The organism is Thauera sp. WH-1, assembly GCF_047806685.1.
Lineage (GTDB): Bacteria > Pseudomonadota > Gammaproteobacteria > Burkholderiales > Rhodocyclaceae > Thauera.
The window spans coordinates 13,504-35,790 of the sequence record NZ_JBLQGP010000020.1; the positions used below are offsets into that span (position 1 = coordinate 13,504).

The 22,287-nt window shown below is 67.8% G+C and carries 19 protein-coding genes; 12 read left to right on the forward strand and 7 right to left on the reverse strand.

Annotated elements, in window-relative coordinates; genetic code table 11:
• Positions 1-58 precede the first annotated feature (58 nt).
• From ACMV5O_RS17120 to ACMV5O_RS17130, 3 genes are read left to right on the forward strand one after another with little or no spacing between them, the layout of a single operon-like run.
• Complete coding sequence (locus tag ACMV5O_RS17120) at positions 59-1,279, forward strand: ChaN family lipoprotein (protein ID WP_416164608.1); 1,221 nt, start codon at positions 59-61, stop codon at positions 1,277-1,279.
• Positions 1,280-1,283: 4 nt separating this feature from the next.
• Positions 1,284-3,437 carry a M1 family metallopeptidase gene (locus tag ACMV5O_RS17125; RefSeq protein ID WP_416164609.1) on the forward strand — a complete coding sequence of 718 codons (2,154 nt, stop codon included), beginning with the start codon at positions 1,284-1,286 and terminating at the stop codon, positions 3,435-3,437.
• 36 nt (positions 3,438-3,473) lie between these two features.
• Positions 3,474-4,691 carry a lytic murein transglycosylase gene (locus ACMV5O_RS17130; RefSeq protein WP_416164610.1) on the forward strand — a complete coding sequence of 406 codons (1,218 nt, stop codon included), beginning with the start codon at positions 3,474-3,476 and terminating at the stop codon, positions 4,689-4,691.
• Positions 4,692-4,796: 105 nt separating this feature from the next.
• Here the strand turns inward: ACMV5O_RS17130 and ACMV5O_RS17135 are convergent, their stop codons facing one another.
• Positions 4,797-5,567, reverse strand: coding sequence for a GntR family transcriptional regulator (locus ACMV5O_RS17135; RefSeq protein WP_416164611.1), 771 nt, complete (start codon positions 5,565-5,567; stop codon positions 4,797-4,799).
• A 298-nt stretch (positions 5,568-5,865) separates the two neighbouring features.
• Between ACMV5O_RS17135 and ACMV5O_RS17140 the strand changes: the two genes are divergently transcribed.
• From ACMV5O_RS17140 to ACMV5O_RS17155, 4 genes are all read left to right on the forward strand, one after another.
• Entirely contained in the window at positions 5,866-7,563 is a 1,698-nt protein-coding gene (locus tag ACMV5O_RS17140) for an L-lactate permease (RefSeq protein WP_416164612.1), read from the forward strand.
• Between the two features lie 79 nt (positions 7,564-7,642).
• On the forward strand, positions 7,643-8,488 hold the full coding sequence (locus ACMV5O_RS17145; RefSeq protein ID WP_416164613.1) for a (Fe-S)-binding protein: 846 nt from the start codon (positions 7,643-7,645) through the stop codon (positions 8,486-8,488).
• On the forward strand, positions 8,485-9,924 hold the full coding sequence (locus ACMV5O_RS17150; protein WP_416164614.1) for a LutB/LldF family L-lactate oxidation iron-sulfur protein: 1,440 nt from the start codon (positions 8,485-8,487) through the stop codon (positions 9,922-9,924). Before ACMV5O_RS17145 ends, ACMV5O_RS17150 begins: the two co-directional genes overlap by 4 nt.
• Complete coding sequence (locus ACMV5O_RS17155; protein WP_416164615.1) at positions 9,925-10,596, forward strand: LutC/YkgG family protein; 672 nt, start codon at positions 9,925-9,927, stop codon at positions 10,594-10,596.
• A gap of 94 nt (positions 10,597-10,690) precedes the next feature.
• Here ACMV5O_RS17155 and ubiG read toward each other — a convergent pair whose 3' ends face one another.
• The 3 genes from ubiG to ACMV5O_RS17170 form a co-directional block, all read right to left on the reverse strand.
• On the reverse strand, positions 10,691-11,395 hold the full coding sequence (gene ubiG / locus ACMV5O_RS17160; RefSeq protein WP_416164616.1) for a bifunctional 2-polyprenyl-6-hydroxyphenol methylase/3-demethylubiquinol 3-O-methyltransferase UbiG: 705 nt from the start codon (positions 11,393-11,395) through the stop codon (positions 10,691-10,693).
• 148 nt (positions 11,396-11,543) lie between these two features.
• Complete coding sequence (locus tag ACMV5O_RS17165; protein WP_416164617.1) at positions 11,544-12,248, reverse strand: OmpA family protein; 705 nt, start codon at positions 12,246-12,248, stop codon at positions 11,544-11,546.
• A gap of 99 nt (positions 12,249-12,347) precedes the next feature.
• Complete coding sequence (locus ACMV5O_RS17170; protein WP_416164618.1) at positions 12,348-13,667, reverse strand: TRZ/ATZ family hydrolase; 1,320 nt, start codon at positions 13,665-13,667, stop codon at positions 12,348-12,350.
• A 249-nt stretch (positions 13,668-13,916) separates the two neighbouring features.
• Between ACMV5O_RS17170 and ACMV5O_RS17175 the strand changes: the two genes are divergently transcribed.
• Positions 13,917-15,278 (forward strand): serine/threonine protein kinase, encoded by a 1,362-nt coding sequence (locus tag ACMV5O_RS17175; protein WP_416164619.1) that lies wholly within the window; start codon positions 13,917-13,919, stop codon positions 15,276-15,278.
• A gap of 49 nt (positions 15,279-15,327) precedes the next feature.
• Here ACMV5O_RS17175 and hemH read toward each other — a convergent pair whose 3' ends face one another.
• A complete protein-coding gene (gene hemH / locus ACMV5O_RS17180; RefSeq protein ID WP_416164620.1) occupies positions 15,328-16,425 on the reverse strand; it encodes a ferrochelatase in 1,098 nt (365 codons plus the stop codon).
• Between the two features lie 61 nt (positions 16,426-16,486).
• Positions 16,487-17,515: a heat-inducible transcriptional repressor HrcA gene (hrcA, locus tag ACMV5O_RS17185; RefSeq protein ID WP_416164621.1), complete on the reverse strand. Its 1,029-nt coding sequence runs from the start codon at positions 17,513-17,515 to the stop codon at positions 16,487-16,489.
• Between the two features lie 155 nt (positions 17,516-17,670).
• Here hrcA and ACMV5O_RS17190 point away from each other — a divergent pair, with 155 nt between their 5' ends.
• Together ACMV5O_RS17190 and recN are read left to right on the forward strand one after the other, a co-directional pair.
• Positions 17,671-18,552 (forward strand): NAD kinase, encoded by an 882-nt coding sequence (locus ACMV5O_RS17190; protein WP_416164622.1) that lies wholly within the window; start codon positions 17,671-17,673, stop codon positions 18,550-18,552.
• A 126-nt stretch (positions 18,553-18,678) separates the two neighbouring features.
• Entirely contained in the window at positions 18,679-20,334 is a 1,656-nt protein-coding gene (recN, locus tag ACMV5O_RS17195) for a DNA repair protein RecN (protein ID WP_416164623.1), read from the forward strand.
• A 35-nt stretch (positions 20,335-20,369) separates the two neighbouring features.
• Here recN and fur read toward each other — a convergent pair whose 3' ends face one another.
• Entirely contained in the window at positions 20,370-20,816 is a 447-nt protein-coding gene (gene fur / locus ACMV5O_RS17200) for a ferric iron uptake transcriptional regulator (RefSeq protein WP_416164624.1), read from the reverse strand.
• Positions 20,817-20,983: 167 nt separating this feature from the next.
• On the opposite strand from fur, the gene ACMV5O_RS17205 reads away from it, so the two are divergent.
• Complete coding sequence (locus ACMV5O_RS17205; protein WP_416164625.1) at positions 20,984-21,400, forward strand: outer membrane protein assembly factor BamE; 417 nt, start codon at positions 20,984-20,986, stop codon at positions 21,398-21,400.
• 79 nt (positions 21,401-21,479) lie between these two features.
• Positions 21,480-22,286 carry a 4-hydroxy-tetrahydrodipicolinate reductase gene (gene dapB, locus ACMV5O_RS17210; RefSeq protein WP_416164626.1) on the forward strand — a complete coding sequence of 269 codons (807 nt, stop codon included), beginning with the start codon at positions 21,480-21,482 and terminating at the stop codon, positions 22,284-22,286.
• Position 22,287: the final 1 nt, after the last annotated feature.

Consider the following 22,287-nt stretch of genomic DNA (forward strand, 5'->3'; position numbering starts at 1 on the left):
CCGGAACTCGCGCGCGGACCCGCGCTCTACCGCTTGTTCTTTTGACGAGCAGACCATCATGTCCCTACGTTCTCGGTTCGGCGCCGTCGCGCTTGCCGGCAGTCTCCTGGCCCTGGCCGCGCCGGGCGCGTTCGCCCAGCCTGCCCGTGCCGGTGGGCAATGCCTGGAGCCGGGGAACTGGATGCGGCTCGACGCGGCGACGCCGCAGGCAGCCGACGCCGTGTCCTTGCTCGCCGCGATGGCGCGGCGCGACGTGGTGCTCCTCGGCGAGCAGCACGACGACATGGACCACCACCGCTGGCAGTTGCAGACGCTGGCCGCGCTGCATGCGCAGCGGCCGCACATGGTGATCGGCTTCGAGATGTTCCCGCGCCGGGTGCAGCCGGTGCTCGACCGCTGGGTTGCGGGCGAGCTGAGCGAGGCCGACTTCCTCGCCGAGGCCGACTGGGGCCGGGTGTGGAGCATGCCGGCCGAGCTCTACCTGCCGCTGTTCCACTTCGCGCGCCTGAACCGCATCCCGATGGTGGCCTTGAACGTGGACTCGGCGCTGACGCGCAGCGTGGCACAGAGGGGCTGGGCCGCCGTGCCCGAAGCCGAGCGCGAGGGCGTGGGGGCTGCTGCGGCCCCTTCGAGCGAGTACGAGGACTTCCTGTACGGGATCCATCGCCAGCATGCCGGCATGGGTGGCCGCGATCCGCGCCCGGGCGGGCGGCGCGACGCCAGCTTCCGCAACTTCGTCGATTCGCAGCTCACCTGGGATCGCGCGATGGCCGAGGCCCTGATCGCGGCGCGCAGCGCGCATGTCACGGCGGGCGGCGAGGCGCCGCTGGCGGTCGGCATCATGGGTAGCGGGCACGTGCGCTTCGGCCATGGCGTGGCGCACCAGTTGCGCGATCTTGGCGTGGCTTCGATCGGTCAGTTGCTGCCGATGGCGGCGACGACCGATTGCCGTCAGCTACGCCCTGGCCTGGCCGACGCCGTGTTTGCCGTGCCGGCGCCGATCCACAACGCGCCACCGCCGCCGCGCCTGGGCGTGGCGCTGGAGGAGCATGCCGATGGCGTGCGCATCGCGGAGGTCAGCGCGGGCAGCCTGGCCGAGCAGAGCGGGCTGCTGAGCGGGGACATCGTCACCGAGGCGGCGGGCGCGCCGATGAAGCGCAGCATCCACCTCATCGCCGCGGTGCGCCAGCAGCCGCCCGGCACCTGGTTGCCGATGAAGCTCAAGCGCGGTGCAGAGACGCTGGAGATGGTGGTGCGCTTCCCGCAGCAGGGACGCTGAGGGCATGAGGGTGGAGGGTTTTCGCCGGCTGGCGGTGCTGCTGCTGTGCGGCCTGCTGGGGGTTTCCGTCCGCGCGCTGGCAGCGCTGGAGGCGGCGCCCGAGCGACCGGTCGACATTCATCTCGAGGTTCGGCTCGATCCAGCCACGCGGGTTCTGGCGGTGCGCGCCGAGTTGCAACCGGCCGAAGCGGATTTTCGCTTCCTGCTGCACGAGAGCCTGCAGCCGCGCGTGGCGAGCGCCGCCGGCCGAAGCTTGGCGGTGCAGGCGCTGGGCCAGCGCGGCAGCCTGCGCGCGTGGCGGGTGCAGGTGCCGGACGGTGCGCGCCTGCGGCTGGAGTACGGCGGCACGCTGGCGGCGCTCGAACGGGGGCGTGATCACCGCGGCGTGCTGCAGGGCATGCCGCCGATGGCGGCGCCCGCGGGCAGCTTCCTGCCGGCGGGCAGTGCCTGGTATCCGCGTCCGGCCGAGCTCTTCTCCTATCGGGTCGATATTGCCGTACCTGGCGCGCAGCGCGCGCTGGTGGCGGGACGGTTGGCGGATGAAGGACTGCCGACGGCCGACGATCCCGAATACCGCGCCTCCTTCGTCTTCTCGCAGCGCAGCGATGGCATCGACCTGATGGCCGGGCCCTGGCAGGTGCGCGAGCGCGAACATGTGCAGGCGGACGGTCGCCCGCTGCGCATGCGCACCTATTTCACGCCCGAACTCGATGCCGAGCCGGGCCTCGCGGACGGCTATCTCGCCGACAGCCTGCGCTACATCGAGCACTACAGCGCGCGTATCGGCGCCTACCCCTTCACCGAGTTCTCGGTGGTGGCGAGCCCGCTGCCGACCGGCTTCGGCATGCCGACGCTGACCTACATCGGCGAGCAGGTGCTGCGCCTGCCCTTCATCCGCGCCACCTCGCTCGGCCACGAGGTGCTGCACAACTGGTGGGGCAACGGCGTGCTGGTGGATTACGCGCACGGCAACTGGTCGGAAGGGCTGACCACCTTCATGGCCGACTACGCCTACAAGGAGGCTGAGTCGGCCGCGGCGGCGCGCGAGATGCGCCTGGGCTGGCTGCGCGATTTTGCCGCGGTGCCGGCCGGCGAGCACCAGCCGCTCGCCGCCTTCCGCTCGCGCACCCATGGCGCGGCCGCGGCGGTGGGCTATGGCAAGGCGGCGATGGTGTTCGTGATGCTGCGCGACCGTCTGGGCGAGGCGGCGTTCGAGCGCGGCATCCGCTTGTTCTGGGCGCAGCAGCGTTTTCGCATCGCGGCCTGGGGCGAGCTGCAGGCCGCGTTCGAGTCGGTGTCGGGCGAGGCGCTCGACGGCTTCTTTGCGCAGTGGCTGGAGCGGGCGGGCGGCCCGCAGGTGCGCGTGGCGGCGGCGCGGATCATCGATGACATCACGGACCGGGCGGCGGGCGACGAGGAGCGGGCGGGAGCGATCGCGGAGCCGGGGGATGACGGGGCCAGGGCAGCGAGGACGACGCGCGTGCAGGTGCGCCTCGAACAGGATGCCCCCGCGTACGTGCTGGACTTGCCGCTGGAGTTCGTCGCCGATGGGCGGCGGCAGACGCACTGGGTCAGGCTCGATACCGAGTCGGCCGAGACCGCGCTGACGCTCGACTTTCGTCCCGACGTACTGCACCTCGACCCGGAACTGCGTGTCTGGCGCCTGCCCGAGGCCGAGCAGCTGCCGCCCATCCTGCGCCAGTGGATCATCGCCCGCGCACCGCGCCTGGTGCTCGCCGATCGCGAGCAGGCCGGGCGCGCGGCGAGCGCCGAGGTGATGGCGGCCGCGGACGCGCTGGCGCAACGCCTGTTCGAGCGTCCGCCGCGCAGCTCGGGGCGTGCCGAGCTGGCGCGCGGCAGTGAGCCGCTGCTGCTGGTCGGCAGCCATGCGGCGGTCGATGCACTGCTCGCCGGGGCCGGACTGCCGGCGCGGCCGACGGTCCTGCAGGGCAGGGGGACGGCCCAGGTGTGGACCGTGGAAGGCCGCGATGGCCCGCGGCTGGCCGTGGTGTCGGCACAGGATGCGGCGGCGCTGGAGGCCTTGCTGCGCCCGCTGCCGCATTACGGCAGCCAGAGCTGGCTGGTGTTCGACGGCAGTCGCGCCATCGACCGCGGCGTCTGGGATGCGCCCGGGCGTGCGATCGAGATCGCGCCCTGAGGTAGACTCCGCCTGACCATCAGCAACGGAATTCCCATGCGCCGCCACCTGCTCGCTGCCACGCTCGCCGTCTCCCTTGTTCCTGCCATTTCCCCCGCCCGGGCCGATGAGGCGGCGTTCGCCGCCTGCCTGGCGGGCCTGCGCGCCGAGGCGCCCGCCAAGGGTGTCAGCACGGTAAGCTTCGACACCCATACCGCCGCCCTGGCGCCGGACATGGCGGTGATCGGCTTTCTCGACGCCCAGCCCGAGTTCGTCACCCCGATCTGGGATTACATGGCCGGCCTGGTGGATGAGGAGCGGGTGGCCGACGGCCGGGCGATGCTCGCCGAGTGGCGCGAAGTGCTCGCTCGCGTGGAGGCCGAATATGCGGTCGATGCCGCCACGGTGGTGGCGGTGTGGGGCGTGGAGAGCAACTACGGGCGCAATTTCGGCAGCCGGCCGCTGCTCACTTCGCTGTCGACGCTGTCCTGCTTCGGACGGCGCCAGAGCTTCTTTCGCGGCGAGTTCTTCACCACGCTGAAGATCATCCAGGACGGGCATGTGGCGCCCGAGCGCCTCACCGGCTCGTGGGCAGGGGCCTTCGGCCACACCCAGTTCATGCCCAGCACCTTCATGCGCCTGGCGGTCGATTTCGATGGTGACGGACGGCGCGACCTGGTCGACAGCGTGCCCGATGCGCTGGCCTCGACCGCCAACTTCCTCAAGCGCGCCGGCTGGCGCAGCGATCTGCCGTGGGGCTTCGAGGTGAGCCTGCCGCGCGGTATGGACAGCTCGGGCGCGGGGCGGCGCAACAAGCAGCCGATGAGCGACTGGGCGGCGCGCGGCGTCAGGCGCGTCGATGGTTCGCCGCTGCCGGCGGGTGCGACGCCCGCCGGCCTGTTGCTACCCGCAGGGGCGGCGGGGCCAGCCTTTCTGGTCACGCGCAACTTCGACGCGCTGTATTCCTACAACGCCGCCGAGAGCTACGGCCTGGCGATCGCCCACCTGTCCGACCGCCTGCGCGGCGCCGGCAGCTTTGCCACCCCCTGGCCGACCGAGGATCCGGGCCTGTCGCGGGCCGAGCGCCGCGAGCTGCAGGAACTGCTGATTGCCCGAGGCCATGACATCGGTGCCGCCGACGGCATGATCGGCGCGCGCACGCGCGAAGCGCTGAAGCTCGAGCAGGCCCGGCTCGGACTGCAGGCCGACGGCCGCGCCGGCCAGCGCGCACTCAACGCGCTGCGGGCGCAGGCGGCGCGTCAAGGCGGGGGCTGAGCGAGGCGAGCGGGCTTGCGAGGCGCCGTTTCACCGGCCGACCGTCATGCGGCGGTGTGGTGCGCAGCGCGGCAGTGCCGGGTCGGGCCGCGCGTGCGCTGACGCTCAGGCCGTCGCCCGCCGGCGCTGCGAGCGCTCGATGCGTCGGGCTTCGTTCTGTGCTTCGGTGAGGACGTCCCGCACGTAGTCGAGGTGCGAATACACGAGCTGGCGCGCATCCTCCGCACGCCGCTCCATGATGGCGTGGTAGAGCGCGCGATGCTGGTCGAGCAAGGCATCCCGCACTTCGCTGCCCGCCGGCAGCATGCCGCCGATATTGGTCACGACATTGCGTTCGAGCAGCTCGAACAGGCTGCGGATGGTGTGCAGCAGCACCGCGTTGTGGCTGGCCTCGGCGATGGCGAGGTGGAAGTGCGCGTCGGCTGCCCCTTCATCGGCACGGCTCACCCGACCCTTGCGTAGATAGCACGCTTCCACGCGCTCGAAGGCGGCGGCGAGGCGTTCAAGATCGGGCTCGGTGGCGCGCAAGGCGGCGTAATAGGCGCAGGAGCCCTCCAGCGTATGGCGGAACTCGATGAGGTCGCGCTGGGCCTCGGGGCTGTGCTCGAGCAGCTCGATCATCGGGTCGCGGAAGGACGAGCCGAGCGCGTCGCTGACGAAGGTGCCGCCGCCATGGCGGCTCAGCAGCAGACCCCGCGCGATGAGCTTTTGCAGCGCTTCGCGCACCGAGGGGCGGGAGACGCCGAACTGCTCCGCCAGCGCACGCTCTGCCGGCAGGCGCTCGCCCGGGCGCAGGCTGCCCTCGAGGATCAGCGTCTCGACGCGCTCGACGATGTCGTCGGACAGGCGACGTTGCTGCAGGGGCATGGCTTTCATCGATTCTTCTCCAGGTTCGTACACCGGCGCCGCGTGCATCGGCACGCGGCGGCTGGAATCTAGCCGCTAGAGGTGCCGCGGGCAAGCCGCCGGAGTCTTATGTGCTAATCGGAAAAATTGATCTTTGCGATTGACAGCCCTCACCGGCTCCCCTAGTCTAAGCCAACAAATGGTCAAGTGGTAAGACCAGTAAGGGTAAAAGATGAATTCAACTGCTGCGTGGAGAGTGTCGATGTCGGGTCTGGTCCTTCAATCCCTGGTGCGCAGCGCGCGCCTGCCGTTCTGAGCGAGGTGCTGCATGCAAGCCGGTACGCTCGCTTTACTTGCCTTTTCTCCGATCCTGCTCGCCGCGATCCTGCTCGTCGGCCTGCGCTGGCCCGCCAAGCGGGCGATGCCGCTGGTGTATGTGCTCACCGCGTGCATCGGCCTGTTCGTGTGGGACATGAGCTTCAACCGCGTCCTCGCGTCGACGCTGCAGGGCCTGATCATCACCATCGGCGTGCTGTGGATCATCTTCGGCGCCATCCTGCTGCTCAACACGCTGAAGTACTCGGGGGCGATCAGCACGATCCGCGCCGGCTTCGCCACGATCAGCCCCGACCGTCGCATCCAGGCCATCATCATCGCCTGGCTGTTCGGCTGCTTCATCGAGGGCGCCTCGGGCTTTGGCACGCCGGCCGCCATCGCCGCGCCGCTGCTGGTGGCGATCGGCTTCCCCGCGCTGGCCGCGGTGCTGCTCGGCATGCTGGTGCAGAGCACGCCGGTGTCGTTCGGGGCGGTCGGCACGCCGATCATCATCGGCGTCAATAGCGGTCTGGACACGGCGGCGATCGGTGCGCAACTGGTCGAGCGGGGCTCGAGCTGGGAGGTCTTCCTGCAGCTCATCACGAGCAATGTCGCGATCATCCATGCCTTCGTCGGCACCGTGATGCCGCTGATCATGGCGATGATGCTGACGCGCTTCTTCGGCAAGGACAAGAGCTGGAAGGCCGGCTTCGAGGTGCTGCCCTTCGCGCTGTTCGCCGGTCTGTCCTTCACCGTCCCGTATGCGCTGACCGGCGTCTTCCTGGGGCCGGAGTTCCCCTCGCTGCTCGGCGGCCTGGTCGGCCTGGCGATCGTCACCTCGGCGGCGCGCTTCGGCTTCCTGGTGCCGAAGAAGCACTGGGACTTCGCCGAGCCCAAGGACTGGCCGAGCGACTGGATGGGCAGCGTCGAGATGAAGCTCGACCAGCTGCCCCGTCACCAGCAGATCGGCATGCTGCGGGCCTGGCTGCCTTATGTGCTGGTCGGTGCGCTGCTGGTGCTGAGCCGCGTGGTGCCGGAGTTCGGCGATGCGCTCAAGGCGGTGGTGGTGAGCTTCCCCAACCTGCTCGGCGAGAAGGGCATCAGCGCCAACTTCCAGCCGCTCTACTTACCCGGAGGCATCCTGGTGGCGGTGGTGCTGATCACGGTCGCACTGCATGGCATGCATGCGCGCTCGCTGGCCAAGGCGGTGGGAGAGTCGTCGCGGGTGCTGCTCGGCGCCGGTTTCGTGCTCCTCTTCACGGTGCCGATGGTGCGCATCCTGATCAACTCCGGTGTCAACGCGGCCGACCTGCCGAGCATGCCGATCGCGATGGCGCAGTGGGTGGCCGACAGCGTGGGCGGGGTCTATCCGCTGCTCGCACCCTCGGTCGGCGCGCTGGGCGCCTTCATCGCCGGATCGAACACGGTCAGCAACATGATGCTGAGCCAGTTCCAGTTCGGCGTGGCGAGCACGCTCGGCATCTCCGGCGCGGTGATCGTGGCGGTGCAGGCGATCGGGGCGGCAGCGGGCAACATGGTGGCGATCCACAACGTCGTCGCGGCATCGGCCACCGTCGGCCTGCTCGGGCGCGAGGGCGCGATCCTGCGCAAGACCTTCTGGCCGACGGTGTATTACGTGCTGATGTCCGGCGTGGTGGCGATGGTCGCGATCTACGTCCTCGGCGTCACCGATCCGCTGGTCGCGCAGTAGCCGCAGTAAGTGTTAGCAGCAGTCGCGGGCACCCCCGCGCTGCTGCAGAATCAGCAAGACCCCAAGGGAGACGATTCGCATGAGTCATTCCACATCAGCCGCAGCAAACGCGACCCGGGTGGCGCCGGCCATCGAGCCGCCGCGTGCGTATCCGGCCAAGCCGTCGGACGTGTTCCTGTTCGGGACCTGCGTGCTCGACCTGTTCTTTCCGAGCGCCGGCATGGATGCGATCCGCCTGCTCGAGCGCGAGGGCATCCGGGTGCATTTCCCGCAGGCGCAGAGTTGTTGCGGCCAGCCGGCCTACACCTCGGGTTACACCGATGAGGCGCGCGAGGTGGCGCGCGCGCAGCTCGCGCTGTTTGCCGGCGAGTGGCCGGTGGTGGTGCCGTCCGGCTCCTGCGCCGGGATGTTCCGCCATCATTACTTCGAGCTGTTCAAGGACGAGCCGCAGACCTTGAGCCAGGTCGAGTCGCTGGCGGCACGCACCTTCGAGCTTGCCGAGTTCCTGCTGAACGTGTGTCGCGTCCAGCTGCACGACGGCGGCGCGCCGGTGAAGGTCGCGCTCCACACCTCGTGCTCGGCACGGCGCGAGATGAACACCCACCTGCATGGGCGCGCGCTGCTGGCACAACTGGACGGCGTGGAGCGGGTCGATCACGACCACGAGAGCGAATGCTGCGGCTTTGGCGGTGCCTTCAGCGTGCGCATGCCCGACATCTCCGGGGCGATGGTCAAGGACAAGACCGCGGCGCTGAAGGGCTCGGGTGCGGCCGAAGTGGTGAGCGCCGACTGTGGCTGCCTGCTCAACATCAACGGCTGTTTCGAGAAGCAGGGCGAGCGCCTGCGCGGCGAACACCTGGCCAGCTTCCTGCTGCGTCGCACAGCGGCCGGGGCAGGCGAGGGCAAGGAAGGAGTTCGGCAATGAGCACGATCACCGAGGTGCCTGCCGTCCCGATCGCGTTCAAGCGCAACGCACGCGAGGCGCTGGCCGATCCGCAGTTGCGGCGCAACTTCCGTGGTGCGATGGACTTCCTGATGGACAAGCGCCGCGCCCAGTTTCCTGACGGCGACGAGCTCGAGCGCCTGCGTGCATTCGGCAACCGCGTGCGCGCGCGCGCCCTGTCAAAGCTGCCCGAGCTGCTCGAGCGCCTGGATGCGAACCTGAGCCGCAACGGCGTCAGGGTGCATTGGGCGGAGACGGTGGACGAGGCCAACGCCATCGTGCACCGCATCGTCGAGCAGCACGCGGCGAAGAAGGTGATCAAGGGCAAGTCCATGGTCAGCGAGGAAATGGAGATGAACCATTACCTCGGTGAGCGCGGGGTGGATTGCCTCGAATCCGACATGGGCGAATTCATCGTGCAACTGCGCGAGGAGAAGCCCTCACACATCATCATGCCGGCGATCCACCTCAACGTTGGCCAGGTGGCGTCGCTGTTCCATGACAAGCTCGAGGTGGATTACACCGAGGATGTCGATCGCCTGATCCAGATCGGCCGCGAGACGCTGCGCCGCAACTTCTTCGAGGCCGATATCGGCGTGTCGGGGGTGAACTTCGCCATCGCCGAGACAGGCACCCTGCTGCTGGTCGAGAACGAGGGCAATGGCCGCATGTCGACCACGGTGCCACCGGTGCACATCGCGGTGACTGGCATCGAGAAGGTGGTGGAGAACCTGCGCGACGTCGTGCCGCTGCTGTCGCTGCTGACGCGCTCGGCCACCGGACAGGCGATCACCACCTACGTCAACTTGATCTCGGGTCCGCGCAAGGCCAACGAACTCGACGGCCCGCAGGAGGTGCACCTGGTGCTGCTCGACAATGGCCGCAGCCAGGCTTTTGCCGACGGCGAACTGCGCCAGACGCTCAACTGCATCCGCTGCGGTGCCTGCATGAACCACTGCCCGGTCTACACCCGCATCGGCGGCCACGCCTACGGCACGGTGTATCCGGGGCCGATCGGCAAGATCATCACCCCGCACATGCTGGGCCTGGACACGACCCGCGACCTGCCCACGGCCTCGTCCATGTGTGGCGCCTGCGGCGAGGTCTGCCCGGTCAAGATTCCCATCCCCGCGCTGCTGCGTCGGCTGCGCGAGGAGGCGGTGCGCCCGCCTGAAGCCGAGCCGCACCACATGCGGGGGCAGGGTACGAAGTATTCGAAGAAGGAGGCGATGGTGTGGAAGGCATGGCGCAAGATGAATACCTCGCCCGCCCTCTACCGCGCCCTCACCTTCGCCGGCACGCGCTTGAGCGCCTTGATGCCGTCCAGGATCGGCCCCTGGACCGAGCATCGCAGCGCCCCCAAACCCGCCGCACGAACCCTGCACGAGCTCGCGCGCGAGCATCTCGGAGAAAGTTGAATGAGCGCCAAGGACAGGATTCTCGCCAAGCTGCGCGCCAGCCTGGAAGGCACGACCCCGGTCGCCGACGACTACGACGTCGCCCTGCTCACCGAGCCGTGGCGTTACGCGCCGGCCGATCGCATCACACGCCTGCGCACCATGCTCGAGGCGGTGCACGGTGAGACCCAGCTGACGACCCAGGCCACGTGGCCGCAGCAGGTGCTCGAGGCGCTGGCCGCGCGCAACATCGGCGAACTGCTGATCTCGCCGGCGACCACGCATGGCCAGCAGCTTGCGGGCCATATTGCGCTCACCGGCGCCGGCTTGCGCCTGAAGGCCTACGATCGCCCGGTGGAGGAGTGGAAGGATGAGCTCTTCTTCCGCACGCCGGCCTCGTTGACCGGCACGCTGGGCGGCATCGCCGCCACCGGCAGTCTGGTGGTGTGGCCGACGCCGCACGAGCCGCGCCTGATGAGCCTGGTGCCGCCGTTCCACATCGCCCTGCTGAAGGCGAGCGAGGTGCGCGACAACCTGTTCGAGATGATGCAGGCACAGAACTGGTCCGCAGGCCTGCCGACCAATGCGCTGCTGGTCTCGGGGCCGTCCAAGACCGCCGACATCCAGCAGACGCTGGCCTATGGCGCCCATGGGCCCAAGGAGCTGCTGGTCCTGATTGTCGAAGACGCCTGACACCGGGCTGTGAATGCACTGCGCCCCGATCGGCCCCTTGAGGGCGATCGGGGCGCAGTGCATTTCGGGGCGCGGATCCGCTCAGCGCGCGGACTCAGTCCGGGCGATGGGTATGCAGCAGGTAATTGACGTCGGTATCGCGACCGAGGGAATAGACCTTGGTGAGCGGGTTGTAGCTCATGCCGATCAGTTCCTGCGCGTCGAGACCAGCGTGGCGGCAGTAGCGCGTGAGTTCCGAAGGCTTGATGAACTTGGCGTACTCGTGGGTGCCGGCGGGCAGCAGCTTGAGGACGTACTCGGCACCGATGATGGCGAACACATAGGACTTGAGGTTGCGGTTGAGCGTGGAGAAAAACACGTGGCCGCCCGGCTTGACCAGGCGCGCGCAGGCGGCGATGGTGCTGGCGGGGTCGGGCACGTGTTCGAGCATTTCCATGCAGGTGACGATGTCGAAGGCGGCCGGGTTCTCGTCGGCGAAGGCCTCGGCGCTGACCAGGCGGTAGTCGACCTTGTGGCCGCTTTCGAACAGGTGCAGTCGCGCCACGCTGAGCGCCTTTTCCGACAGGTCGATGCCGGTCACCTCGGCACCGACCGCTGCCATGCCCTCGGCCAGGATGCCACCACCACAACCGACGTCGAGGACCTTCTTGCCGGCAAGCTCGGCCTTGCCGTTGATCCAGCCCAGCCGCAGGGGGTTGATCTCGTGGAGCGGGCGAAACTCGGAGGCAGGATCCCACCAGCGGTGGGCGAGCTCACTGAATTTCTGCAGTTCGGCGGGGTCGGCGTTGAGTGTGCTCATGGTCGGTGGACTCGCGTTGCAGTTTGCGAAGGGATGCGTGCCAAAAAGGACCGCAAGGTCGGGGCAATGTTCCAGGGGTGCCGCGCAGGCCGCGGTCCAAATGAAAAAGCCCCGCCGAAGCAGGGCTTTTCTGGCATCGGACTCGAGATTACTTGGAGCCGATGACTTCCACTTCCACGCGACGATCCGGCTGCAGGCAGGAGATCAGCGCAGCGCGACCACGAACGTTGTCGCACTGGTTGCCGGTCACCGGCTGGGTCTTGCCCTTGCCTTCGGTGTAGATGCGGTTGGCGTCGACGCCCTGCGAGACCAGGTAGGTCTTGACAGCGGCGGCACGGCGCTCGGACAGGCGCTGGTTGTAAGCGGCCGAGCCGATGCGGTCGGTGTGGCCGACGGCGAGGATCACTTCAAGCTTGAGGTCCTTGGCCTGAGCGGCGAGTTCGTTCAGGCGAGCCTGGCCTTCGGGCTTCAGCACGGCCTTGTCGAAGTCGAACAGGGCGTCGGCCGACAGCTTGATCTTGTCGGCGGTGGGCTTCGGAGCCGGCGCCGGTGCAGCGGCAGCGACCGGGGCGACGCATTTGTCGGCCGGAACGATGTCGGCGTCGCAAGCGCAACCAACCGGGAACTCGCCAGCCAGCGCGGTCGAGGCGGCAGCCGGGCTCCAGTAACCGGTGCGCCAGCACAGGCCGGTACCGCTACGGGCGACGACGTTACGGGCGTCGATGACGTACGGGATTTCCCCCTGGCCGGCCACGACAACATCGTTGACCTGCGCGAAGGCGCTGGGAGCGGACACGCCGAGCGAGGCGATGGCGGCCAGCATGAGCATCTGCTTCTTGGTTTGTTTGATCATGGTTTCCTCTTTGAAGGGCGAGTCGCCGGAATTGCCACTGAACGAAATGAAAACGTGCGTTATGCCGTCTTCGCGTCGGGTTGCACCAGTATATCCAGTTCAATTACCGAGCTTAGTTTGCCACACCGACGCGAGCCGCAGCAATTCGCTGTCTCTAATATGCAACAGCGGAACGCCTTTGTCCACGCGGGTTTCTCCGTTTACCCACACATGGCTGACGTCCTCGCGGCCGGCAACATAGACGAGGTGTGAAACCGGATCAAAGCGGGGCCGACAATGCAGGCTGCCAAGGTTGACTGCGCACAGGTCTGCGGCCTTGCCGGGCTCGATCGAACCGATGCGTGCGCCGAGTCCCAGTGCCTGTGCGCCGCCGAGTGTCGCCATGTGCAAGGCGGTGTGGGCGGGCACGGCGGTGGCGTCGTGGCTGGCCACTTTCGCGAGCAGGGCGGCGTGGCGCATCTCCTGCAGCAGGTCGAGCCGGTTGTTGCTGGCGGCGCCGTCGGTGCCCAGCCCGACGCGGATGCCGGCTTCGAGCAGGCGCGGCAGCGGGGCGATGCCGCTTGCGAGCTTCATGTTCGAGGTCGGGCAGTGGGCCACGCTGCAACCGTGGCGCGCGAGCAGCTCGATGTCGCCGTCGTCCAGATGCACGGCATGCACGCCGATCAGGTTCTCGCCGAGGAGGCCGAGCCGAGCCAGTCGGGACAGCGGGCGCATGCCGTGGGCGGCAAGCGAATCGGCGATTTCGCCCGTGGTCTCGTGCACATGGATGTGGATCGGCAGGCCAAGCTCGTCGGCAATCGCCAGCGCGCGGCCGAAGCTCGCGTCGCTCACGGTATAGGGCGCATGCGGGGCGATGGCGAAATCGATCAGAGGGTCGGTCTGCCAGCGATCGCGGGCGGCCAGGCCCTTGCGCAGATAGTCGTCGGCGTCGCTTGCGAAGGGGGTGGGAAACTCGAGCATGACGACGCCGACCACGGCGCGCATGCCCAGCGTCGAGAAGGCCTCGGCCGCGGCTTCCGGGTGAAAGTACATCTCGTTGCAGGTGGTGATGCCGCCACGCAGCATCTCGGCCGCTGCCAGCAGGGTGCCGTCGCGCACGAAGGCGGCGGATACATGGCGCGCCTCGGTGGGCCAGATCGCCTCCTGCAGCCAGCGCATCAGCGGCATGTCGTCGGCTATGCCGCGCATCAGGCTCATCGCGGCGTGGACGTGCAGATTGACCAGGCCGGGCATCAGCAGGTGCTCGGGCAGTTCGACCACCTTTTCGGCGCGGAAGGCCGCGGCAGCCCGGGCGCGCGGCAGCAGCGCGACGATGTTGCCGCCACGGACGGCGACCGTATGGTCCTCAAGGACGACGCCGGCCGGTTCGACGGGGACGATCCAGCGCGCGTGGATGAGCAGGTCGACGGTTTCGATCAAGGCGGTGCTCCGGGTCGGATGAGGGCGGATCGGTTGGGGTCAGGACAGCGGCCGATTTAAGCATCCGGGCCGCCATGCACACAACACGCGGGGCTGCGAACCCGATGCGGTTTGTGGCGGACGCAGAGGGTCGGCAGCCGCACGCGGGAAATCGCCCGGCGTGCGGAGGCTCACTGCCACGCACCGGTTCATGCAACAATCAGTGCATTCGTCACGCCGCATGGCAGTGCTGCAACTGCCCACCAACGCATGAACCGGATTCCGAACCGTATCGGCAACTACAGGATCGTCAGGGAGGTCGGTCGGGGCGCCACCGCGATCGTCTATCTTGCCGAGAGCGATGATCATCCCGGGCCGGTCGCGGTCAAGCACGTGCGCTTCGACGACAAGGTCAAGGACGAGGCCAAGTGGAACCGCCGTCTGGTGAAGCTGCTGAAGGCCGAGCAGGTGGTGTCGAGTCGCCTCAATCATCCCAACATCATCCGAATCTTCGATGCGTCGATCGAGCCGACCCAGGCCTACGTGGTGATGGAGTACTTTCCCGGCGCTTCGCTTGAGCGCTATTGCAGCTTCGATAAGCTGCTGCCCATCCACCGCACCATCGGCATCGTGTTCAAGTGCTGCATGGCGCTCGATCACGCCTACAGGCAGGGCATCGTCCATCGCGACATCAAGCCGGCCAACATCCTCGTCGACGACGAGGACAACGTGAAGATCACCGACTTCGGCCTGGCGCTGAACATCAACAAGAAGATGGATACCGACTCCACCTTCATCATGGGGGTCGGCTCGCCCGCCTACATGAGTCCGGAGCAGATCAAGGGCTACCCGCTCAACCAGAAGACCGACCTGTATTCGCTCGGCGTGTTGCTTTTCCATCTGCTCACCGGTCGCCTGCCGTTTCGCGCCAGCAACCCGGCCCAGCTCGTATACAAGATCATCAATGCCGACCCGCCCTCGGTGTCGCAGCTCAATCCCGACGTGCCCGAGCAGATGGATGCGGTGATCCGCAAGGCACTGGAGAAGGACCTGTACTCGCGCTACCGCAACGGCGCCGAGTTCGCCAAGGATCTGGCCGCGGTGCGCTATCAGATCCTGGATGAGAACTACGTGCCGCTCGATGCCGAGCGCTTCGGCAAGTTGCGCCGACTGGCCTTCTTCACCGAGTTCGAGGACGTCGATCTATGGGAAGTCATGCGCATCTGTGCCTGGCGCAAGGTGGGGCCGCGGGTCGCACTGATGCGGGAGGGGGATAACGACCAGCGCTTCGGCATCGTGCTCGAGGGGCGCATCGAGCTGTCGGTCGAGGGGCGCCGCGTGATGGAGCTGGGCCCAGGCGAGGTGTTCGGCGTGCAGGCCTGGCTCGATCAGCTCGAGCATCGTCACATGCTCACCGTGGTGTCGCTCGAGGACCTGAGCTACCTCGAGGTGAATCCGGCTGCGCTCGCGCTGGCCAGCGAGGAGGTGCTGGAGCGCTTCCGGCGCGAGATCTCGACCGTGGTGGTGCGGCGTCTGGCGCACCTGTCCCGGCAGATGGCGGCCGCTGCGCCGCCGGCCGTGCGTGCCGAGCACACGGCGACCGGCTTCGACCTGCAATTGCTCGACACCTGAGCGGCGCTGCCGTCCGATCGGGAATCCCCCGCCGCCGGGCGCCCCGCGTTCACTGTTTGGCGCCGAGCGCGCGCGCGCGGGCTTGGCAGGCGGCGCTGGCGGCGGCGTCCAGCGGCGGGATGTCGAGCCAGTTGCCGAGATGGCTACGGGTGAGTTCCATCAGGGCACGGATCCAGTCGTCGCGCTCGTTGAGGCAGGGGATGTAGTGGAAGACCTTGCCGCCTTTCTCGAGGAAGGCCTCCTTGCACTCCATTGCAATCTCCTCGAGGGTCTCGAGGCAATCCGCGACGAAGCCGGGGCACATCACGTCGACCCGGCCCACGCCCTGGGCGGCGAGCGCTTCCAGCGTAGGCTGGGTATAGGGTTTGAGCCATTCTGCCTTGCCGAAGCGCGACTGGAAGGTGACCATGACGCGCTCCGGCGCGACGCCCAGTGCTTCGGCAACCAGGCGGCCGGTCTTGTGACATTCGCAGTGGTAGGGGTCGCCCAGATCGAGCGAGCGCCGCGGCACGCCGTGGAAGCTGAGCAGCAGGCGGTCGGGCGCTCCATTGACGGCCCAGTGGTCACGAACGCTCTGCGCCAGCGCGGCGATGTAGCCCGGGTGGTCCTGGAAGCTGCGCACGAAACGCATCTCGGGCTGGTTGCGCCAGCGGGCGAGGCAACGGCCGACCTCGTCGAACACGGTGGCCGAGGTGCTCGCCGAATACTGCGGATAGAGCGGCAGCACCAGGATGCGCGTGCAGCCGCGGCTGCGCATCGCATTCAAGGTGTCAGCGATCGAGGGGGCGCCGTAGCGCATGGCATAGGCGATGTCGAGCCCGTCATGGCCGGCCTTGGCCAGGTAGCCGGCGAGCAGCTTGGCCTGGCGCTCGGTATGGACCTTGAGCGGCGAGCCTTCGTCCATCCACACGCTGGCGTACTTCTTTGCCGAGGCCTTGGGGCGGGTGTTGAGGATGATGCCGTTGAGGATGGGCCACCACACGAGGCGCGGAATCTCGACCACCCGCGGGTCGGACAGGAACTGCTTCAGATAGGGGCGCAGGGCGGTCGCGGTGGGCGCCTCGGGCGTGCCGAGATTGACCAGCAGCACGCCGGTGCGAGGCGAGGTGCCATGCTTGAACGGGGGTTCGGTCCAGTAACGGGGCATCGGGGTCCTTTGCAGGGGCGCAGCCGGGGCCGGCGCAAGCCCTCGCCCCGTGCGTTGATGTTCAGTGATTCGAGGACAGGGCGTTCGACAGCAGGCGGGCCGTGATGTCGACGATCGGGATCACGCGGTCGTAGGCCATGCGCGTGGGGCCGATGACGCCGAGCGAGCCGACGATGCGGCCATCGACCTCGTAGGGCGCGGTGATCACGCTGCAGCCATCGAGCGGGGCGAGGCCGGATTCGCCGCCGATGAAGATCTGCACGCCCTCGGCGCGTTTGGACAGGTCGAGCAGCTGCATCAGACCGGTGCGCTGCTCGAAGAGCTTGAACAGCTCGCGCAGGCGCGACATGTTCGAGGACAGGTCTTCGACGTCGAGCAGGTTGGTCTCGCCCGAGATGACGTAACGCGTTGCGTTTTCCTCGGCGGCCTGGCTGCCGGCGTCGACGGTGGCGGTCATCAGCTCGGTCATGTCGCTGCGCAGCTGGCGCAGTTCGTCGGTGAGGCGGTGGCGGATCTCGTCGAAGGACAGGCCGGCGAAGTGTTCGTTGAGGTAGGTCGCGGCGCCGCTCAATTCGCCCGTCGTGTACGCGCGGCGGGTGATGAGGATGCGGTTCTGCACATCGCCCGCCGTGGTGACGATGATCAGCAGCACGCGGTTTTCGGCGAGGCTGATGAACTCGAACTGGCGGATGCGCACCGCATCCTTGCGCGGCGCGACGACGATGCCGGCAAACTGGGTGAGTTCCGACAGCAGGTGCGAGGCCGAGTTGAGCAGGCGTTGCGGCTGATCGGGCACCAACTGACCCTCGAGGGCACGCACCCGGGCGTTCTCCAGCGGCTGCACGGTGAGCAAGGAGTCGACGAAGAAACGGTAGCCCAGTGCGGTTGGGATCCGCCCCGCCGAGGTGTGCGGACTGGCGATGAAGCCCATCTCCTCGAGGTCGCTCATCACGTTGCGTACGGTCGCGGGCGAAAGCTCCAGGCCGGAGTAGCGCGACAGAGCGCGTGAGCCAACGGGCTGACCGTCCGCGATGTAGCGTTCGATCAGGGTTTTCAGCAGGATCTGGGAGCGTGCGTCGAGCGAGTTCATGGCAGTCGCAAACTATACTGCGAATTGAAGTGGATTGCGGTGGGTGAGCGTGCACGACACTGCCCGGCGCGAGCTTGCGCCGGGCGAGTGGCACAAGGTGGAACGACTGTGTGGCGATGCCAGCGCGCTGCATGATTGTGGTTTAATCCGCGCTCATGAGCACCGAGTTCCGCACCCTTGCCCTGATCGGCAAATACCAGAGTCCCGACGTTGCCGAGTCGGTGTTGACCATCGCACGTTTCCTGCGTGAACGCGGCCTGCAGGTGTTGATCGAGCAAGGTACGGCGAGTTCAATCGGCGGCGCGCCGGATTTTCCCGTCGCCAGTTACGAGCACATCGGCGCCGAGGCCGATCTTGCGGTGATTATCGGAGGCGATGGCAGCATGCTGCACAGCGCGCGTCGCCTGATCGAACACGGCGTGCCACTGGTCGGCGTCAATCTGGGGCGCCTGGGCTTTCTCACCGACATCTCGCGCGCCGACGCCTGCGAGCGCCTCGGCGAGATGTTGTCGGGACGCTACAGCGAAGAGACGCGCTTCATGCTCGACGCCGAGATCCTGCGCGCTGGCGTGCGCGTGTTCCACACCCTGGCGCTCAACGACGTGGTGGTGAACAAGGGCGACCTCGGGCGCATGATCGAGTTCGATCTGTCGATCGATGGCGAATTCGTCTATACGCAGCGTTCCGACGGCATGATCGTGTCCACGCCGACCGGCTCGACCGCCTACGCGTTGTCGGCCAATGGCCCGATCCTGCATCCGAGCGTGGGGGGCATCGCACTCGTCCCGCTGTGCCCGCATGCCTTGACGGCGCGCCCGATCACCCTGCCTTCGTCCTGCCGCATCGACATCGAGTTGCTCCCGCCGCAGGACGCCCGGGTGCATTTCGATGGCCAGACGCGCTTCGATCTGCGCGCCGGCGACTGCGTACGGCTGTCGCGTTCATCGCGCTCCCTGCGCCTGTTGCATCCCGAGGGCTACAGCTATTTCGCCATGCTGCGCCAGAAGCTGCACTGGAGTGCAACGCCGCGCAACTGATCCGTCGTCCGTGCCGGCGAAGGGATGGGCGCCAGGGTCCATCCCTCGCCCCAATCGGCTGCCTCGCCCGGCCTCAACGGGCGGCGACCTCCAAGTCCTCCAGACCTTCAACCTGCCGAATCCGCCATGCTGCGCAGTCTCACCATCCGCGACTTTGTCATCGTCGATCGCCTCGAGCTGGAGTTCCAGGCCGGCTTTGGCGCGCTCACCGGCGAGACCGGCGCCGGCAAATCGATCCTGCTCGATGCGCTGGGCCTGGCCCTGGGGGGGCGTGGCGAAGCGGCGATGGTGCGTGCCGGGCGCGAACGCGCCGACGTCGCGGCGGAGTTTGATCTGCCCGCAGAGGGCAGCCTGCTCGCCTGGCTGCGCGAGCAGGACCTGCCCTCGGATGAGGGTGTGGTCATCCTGCGCCGCACGATCGACGCCGGCGGGCGCAGCCGCGCCTGGATCAACGGCAGCACGGTGACGCTGGCGCAACTGCGTGCCGCAGGCGAATGGCTTGCCGACATCCATGGCCAGCACGCCCATCACGCCCTGTTGCGCGCCGACGCGCAACGCGCCTTGCTCGACGCCTATGCGGGCGCCGTCGACGTGGCGGCCGAGGTGGGGGGGCTGCATCGCGAATGGCAGCGCCTCGTGCGCCTGCGGCGCGAGGCCGAGGCCGATTCGGCAAGCTCGGAACGCGAGCGCGAACTCCTTGCCTGGCAACTGCGCGAGCTCGACGAACTCGGCTTCGATGCCGGCGAATGGGAGGAGACCAACCTCGAGCACAGCCGCCTTTCGCATGCGGCCGGCCTGATCGAGGGCGCGGACGAAACGCTCGCCGCGCTCGGCGAGGGGGACATGGCCGTGTGTTCGATCCTGCGCCATCTCGACAGCCGCATGGCGGCACTCGCCGATTACGACGCCGGGCTGGCGGACGTGCGTGAGTTGCTGTCGGCGGCAGCCATCCAGGCGGATGAGGCGCTGCATGCGCTGCGTCGCTATCGTGACCGCCTGGATCTCGATCCGCAGCGCCTCGCCGAGGTCGAGCAGCGGATTGCCGCGGTGATGGACATGGCGCGCAAGTACCGTGTCGCCCCTGAGCAATTGCCCGAACTGCGTGAGCAGTGGGCGGCGCGCCTCGCCACCCTCGAGGCGACCGCGGATCCGCAGCGGCTGGCGCAGGAAGAGGGCGCCGCACGCGCAGCCTTCGATGCCGCCGCCGCACGCCTGAGCGCAATGCGGGCACCGGCCGCGCGGCGACTGTCCGACGAGATCACCGATGCCATGCAGACGCTGGCCATGACGGGCGGGCGTTTCGAGGTCGCGCTCGAGTCTTGCGACGCGGCGCCAGGCGGGGTGGAGACCGTGGAGTTCAGGGTTGCGGCCAACCCCGGGCAGGCACTGCGCAGCATGGCCAAGGTGGCTTCGGGAGGAGAGCTGTCACGCATCGGGCTGGCGATTCAGGTCATGAGCAGTCGCGACTCCGCAGTGCCGACGCTGATCTTCGACGAGGTCGATGTCGGCATCGGCGGCCGCGTGGCCGAGATCGTCGGCAAGCTGCTGGGCCGGCTCGGCAAGGACCGTCAGGTCTTGTGCGTGACCCACCTGCCGCAGGTCGCAGCCTGTGCCGACTGGCAGTGGCGCATCGCGAAGCGCGAGCAGGCGGGCGAGACCCTGAGCGAGGTGCTTGCGCTCGATGGCGAAGGCCGGCTGGAAGAGATCGCGCGCATGCTCGGCGGTGTCAGCATCACCGCGACCACGCGCGAGCACGCGGCGGAGATGCTCGGGCAACGCTGAGCGGCGTTTGGCGCGGCCGCCGCTGGCGTGCCCCATCAGCCGCCTTGTTGTTCGCCGTCGCGGTTGGGGCAGTTCTCGCGCTTGCAGTCGGCGTAGATGTAGAGCGCATGCTCACGGATCGCATAGCCGCGCTCTTCGGCGATCTTGTTCTGGCGGCGCTCGATCTCGGCGTCGAAGAACTCCTCGACCTTGCCGCACTGCATGCACACCAGATGGTCGTGGTGGCCGCCCTCATTGAGTTCGAACACCGCCTTGCCCGACTCGAAATAGTGGCGCTCGAGCAGGCCGGCCTGCTCGAACTGGGTCAGCACGCGATACACGGTGGCCAGGCCGATGTCCATGCCTTCGTTCATCAGGGCACGATAGACATCCTCGGCCGTGAGGTGGCGTTGATCCGAGCTCTGAAAGAGGTCGAGGATCTTCAGCCGCGGATAGGTCGCCTTCAGGCCGATGCTTTTCAGGTTCTTCGAATTGTCGGACATGGGAGCCTGGGGAGGTGAGGAGGGCGGCATGGCAGAAATTGACTCGTCGTGAGCGGCGCCGGCAGCGAGCCTCATGTCGAGCGGGCGCCTTGCAAAGACAGCCTATGTTATATTTTTTACCCCCTTCTGAGAACTGCGACCCCGTCGCGCCAGGCCCGAAACCTTTCATGCGTTCCTATCTCGCTGCGACGCTCGTCGCCTCCGGCCTGCTGGCCGGCTGCTCCTTCGATTCTGCCGTCGGCATGGTCAATCCCTACCGCATCGATGTCCGTCAGGGCAACTACGTCGATCAGGAGATGCTGTCCCAGTTGCGTCGCGGCATGTCGCGCGACCAGGTGCGCTTCGTGCTCGGCTCGCCGCTCGTGGTGGACATGTTTCGCGCGGACCGCTGGGATTACGTCTATCACCATAGGCCTGGCCGCGGACAGCCCGAGCAGCGGGTGATCTCGGTGTTCTTCGTCGATGAGGTGCTCGATCGCATCGAGGGGGACGTCGAGGTTGCCGCCGATGCGGGCGCCGCCGGCGAGGTGCAGCAACCGCGCACGCGCGTGGTCGAGGTACCCGCCCCCGCCGCGCGCGACTGAGCTCGCCACCGCAACACACGCGCCCTTGTTTGTGCCCGCCAGGTTTGGGCGGGCGCGTCAATTTCAGGAATGGAGTTCCATGTCCGACATTCGAGTAGCCATTGCCGGGGCGTCCGGCCGCATGGGCAGGATGCTGATCGAGGCCGCGCTCAGGGAACAGGGGGTCGCGCTCGGCGCCGCCTTCGATCGCCCTGGCACACCATTCATCGGTCGCGACGCCGGCGAGATGGCCGGGGTGCACACGGGTGTGTCGATCAGTGACGATCCGGGTGCCGCGATTGCCCAGGCGGATTGCGTGATCGACTTCACGCGGCCCGAAGGCACGCTTGCCCATCTGAATCTGGCGCGCGAGCTGGGCAAGGCGGTGGTGATCGGCACCACCGGTTTCGACGCTGCCGGCAAGGCTGCGATTGCCGACGCGGCATCGGCGATCCCGGTGGTGTTCGCGCCCAACATGGCGGTGGGGGTCAATGCGGTGTTCAAGCTGCTCGAGGTCGCCGCCCGCATTCTCGCCGAAGGCTATGACGTTGAGGTGATCGAAGCCCACCACCGCTTCAAGGTCGATGCGCCGTCCGGTACCGCCTTGCGCATGGGCGAGGTCGTCGCGCGCGAGCTCGGTCGCAGCCTCGACGAATGCGCGATCTACGGTCGCGAGGGGCACACGGGCGAGCGCAAGGCCGAGACCATCGGTTTCTCGACGATTCGTGGCGGCGACGTGGTCGGCGACCATACCGTGCTGTTCGCCGGCATCGGTGAGCGCATCGAGATCACGCACAAGTCGGGCAGCCGCATGCCCTATGCCCTGGGGGCGATGCGCGCGGCCCGCTTCCTCGCGGGACGCAGGCAGGGACTGTTCGACATGCAGGACGTGCTCGGCTTGCGCTGAC

What these genes read in the sequence shown, in the direction of transcription:
- dapB (WP_416164626.1), top strand. Translation starts at nt 21,480, where the DNA reads ATGTCCGACATTCGAGTAGCCATTGCCGGGGCGTCCGGCCGCATGGGC.
- ACMV5O_RS17175 (WP_416164619.1), top strand. Translation starts at nt 13,917, where the DNA reads ATGAACCGGATTCCGAACCGTATCGGCAACTACAGGATCGTCAGGGAG.
- ACMV5O_RS17205 (WP_416164625.1), top strand. Translation starts at nt 20,984, where the DNA reads ATGCGTTCCTATCTCGCTGCGACGCTCGTCGCCTCCGGCCTGCTGGCC.
- fur (WP_416164624.1), bottom strand. Translation starts at nt 20,816, where the DNA reads ATGTCCGACAATTCGAAGAACCTGAAAAGCATCGGCCTGAAGGCGACC.
- ACMV5O_RS17145 (WP_416164613.1), top strand. Translation starts at nt 7,643, where the DNA reads ATGAGTCATTCCACATCAGCCGCAGCAAACGCGACCCGGGTGGCGCCG.
- ACMV5O_RS17150 (WP_416164614.1), top strand. Translation starts at nt 8,485, where the DNA reads ATGAGCACGATCACCGAGGTGCCTGCCGTCCCGATCGCGTTCAAGCGC.
- ACMV5O_RS17140 (WP_416164612.1), top strand. Translation starts at nt 5,866, where the DNA reads ATGCAAGCCGGTACGCTCGCTTTACTTGCCTTTTCTCCGATCCTGCTC.
- ACMV5O_RS17120 (WP_416164608.1), top strand. Translation starts at nt 59, where the DNA reads ATGTCCCTACGTTCTCGGTTCGGCGCCGTCGCGCTTGCCGGCAGTCTC.
- ACMV5O_RS17155 (WP_416164615.1), top strand. Translation starts at nt 9,925, where the DNA reads ATGAGCGCCAAGGACAGGATTCTCGCCAAGCTGCGCGCCAGCCTGGAA.
- ACMV5O_RS17165 (WP_416164617.1), bottom strand. Translation starts at nt 12,248, where the DNA reads ATGATCAAACAAACCAAGAAGCAGATGCTCATGCTGGCCGCCATCGCC.
- ACMV5O_RS17190 (WP_416164622.1), top strand. Translation starts at nt 17,671, where the DNA reads ATGAGCACCGAGTTCCGCACCCTTGCCCTGATCGGCAAATACCAGAGT.
- hrcA (WP_416164621.1), bottom strand. Translation starts at nt 17,515, where the DNA reads ATGAACTCGCTCGACGCACGCTCCCAGATCCTGCTGAAAACCCTGATC.
- ubiG (WP_416164616.1), bottom strand. Translation starts at nt 11,395, where the DNA reads ATGAGCACACTCAACGCCGACCCCGCCGAACTGCAGAAATTCAGTGAG.
- ACMV5O_RS17135 (WP_416164611.1), bottom strand. Translation starts at nt 5,567, where the DNA reads ATGAAAGCCATGCCCCTGCAGCAACGTCGCCTGTCCGACGACATCGTC.
- ACMV5O_RS17130 (WP_416164610.1), top strand. Translation starts at nt 3,474, where the DNA reads ATGCGCCGCCACCTGCTCGCTGCCACGCTCGCCGTCTCCCTTGTTCCT.
- ACMV5O_RS17125 (WP_416164609.1), top strand. Translation starts at nt 1,284, where the DNA reads ATGAGGGTGGAGGGTTTTCGCCGGCTGGCGGTGCTGCTGCTGTGCGGC.
- recN (WP_416164623.1), top strand. Translation starts at nt 18,679, where the DNA reads ATGCTGCGCAGTCTCACCATCCGCGACTTTGTCATCGTCGATCGCCTC.
- hemH (WP_416164620.1), bottom strand. Translation starts at nt 16,425, where the DNA reads ATGCCCCGTTACTGGACCGAACCCCCGTTCAAGCATGGCACCTCGCCT.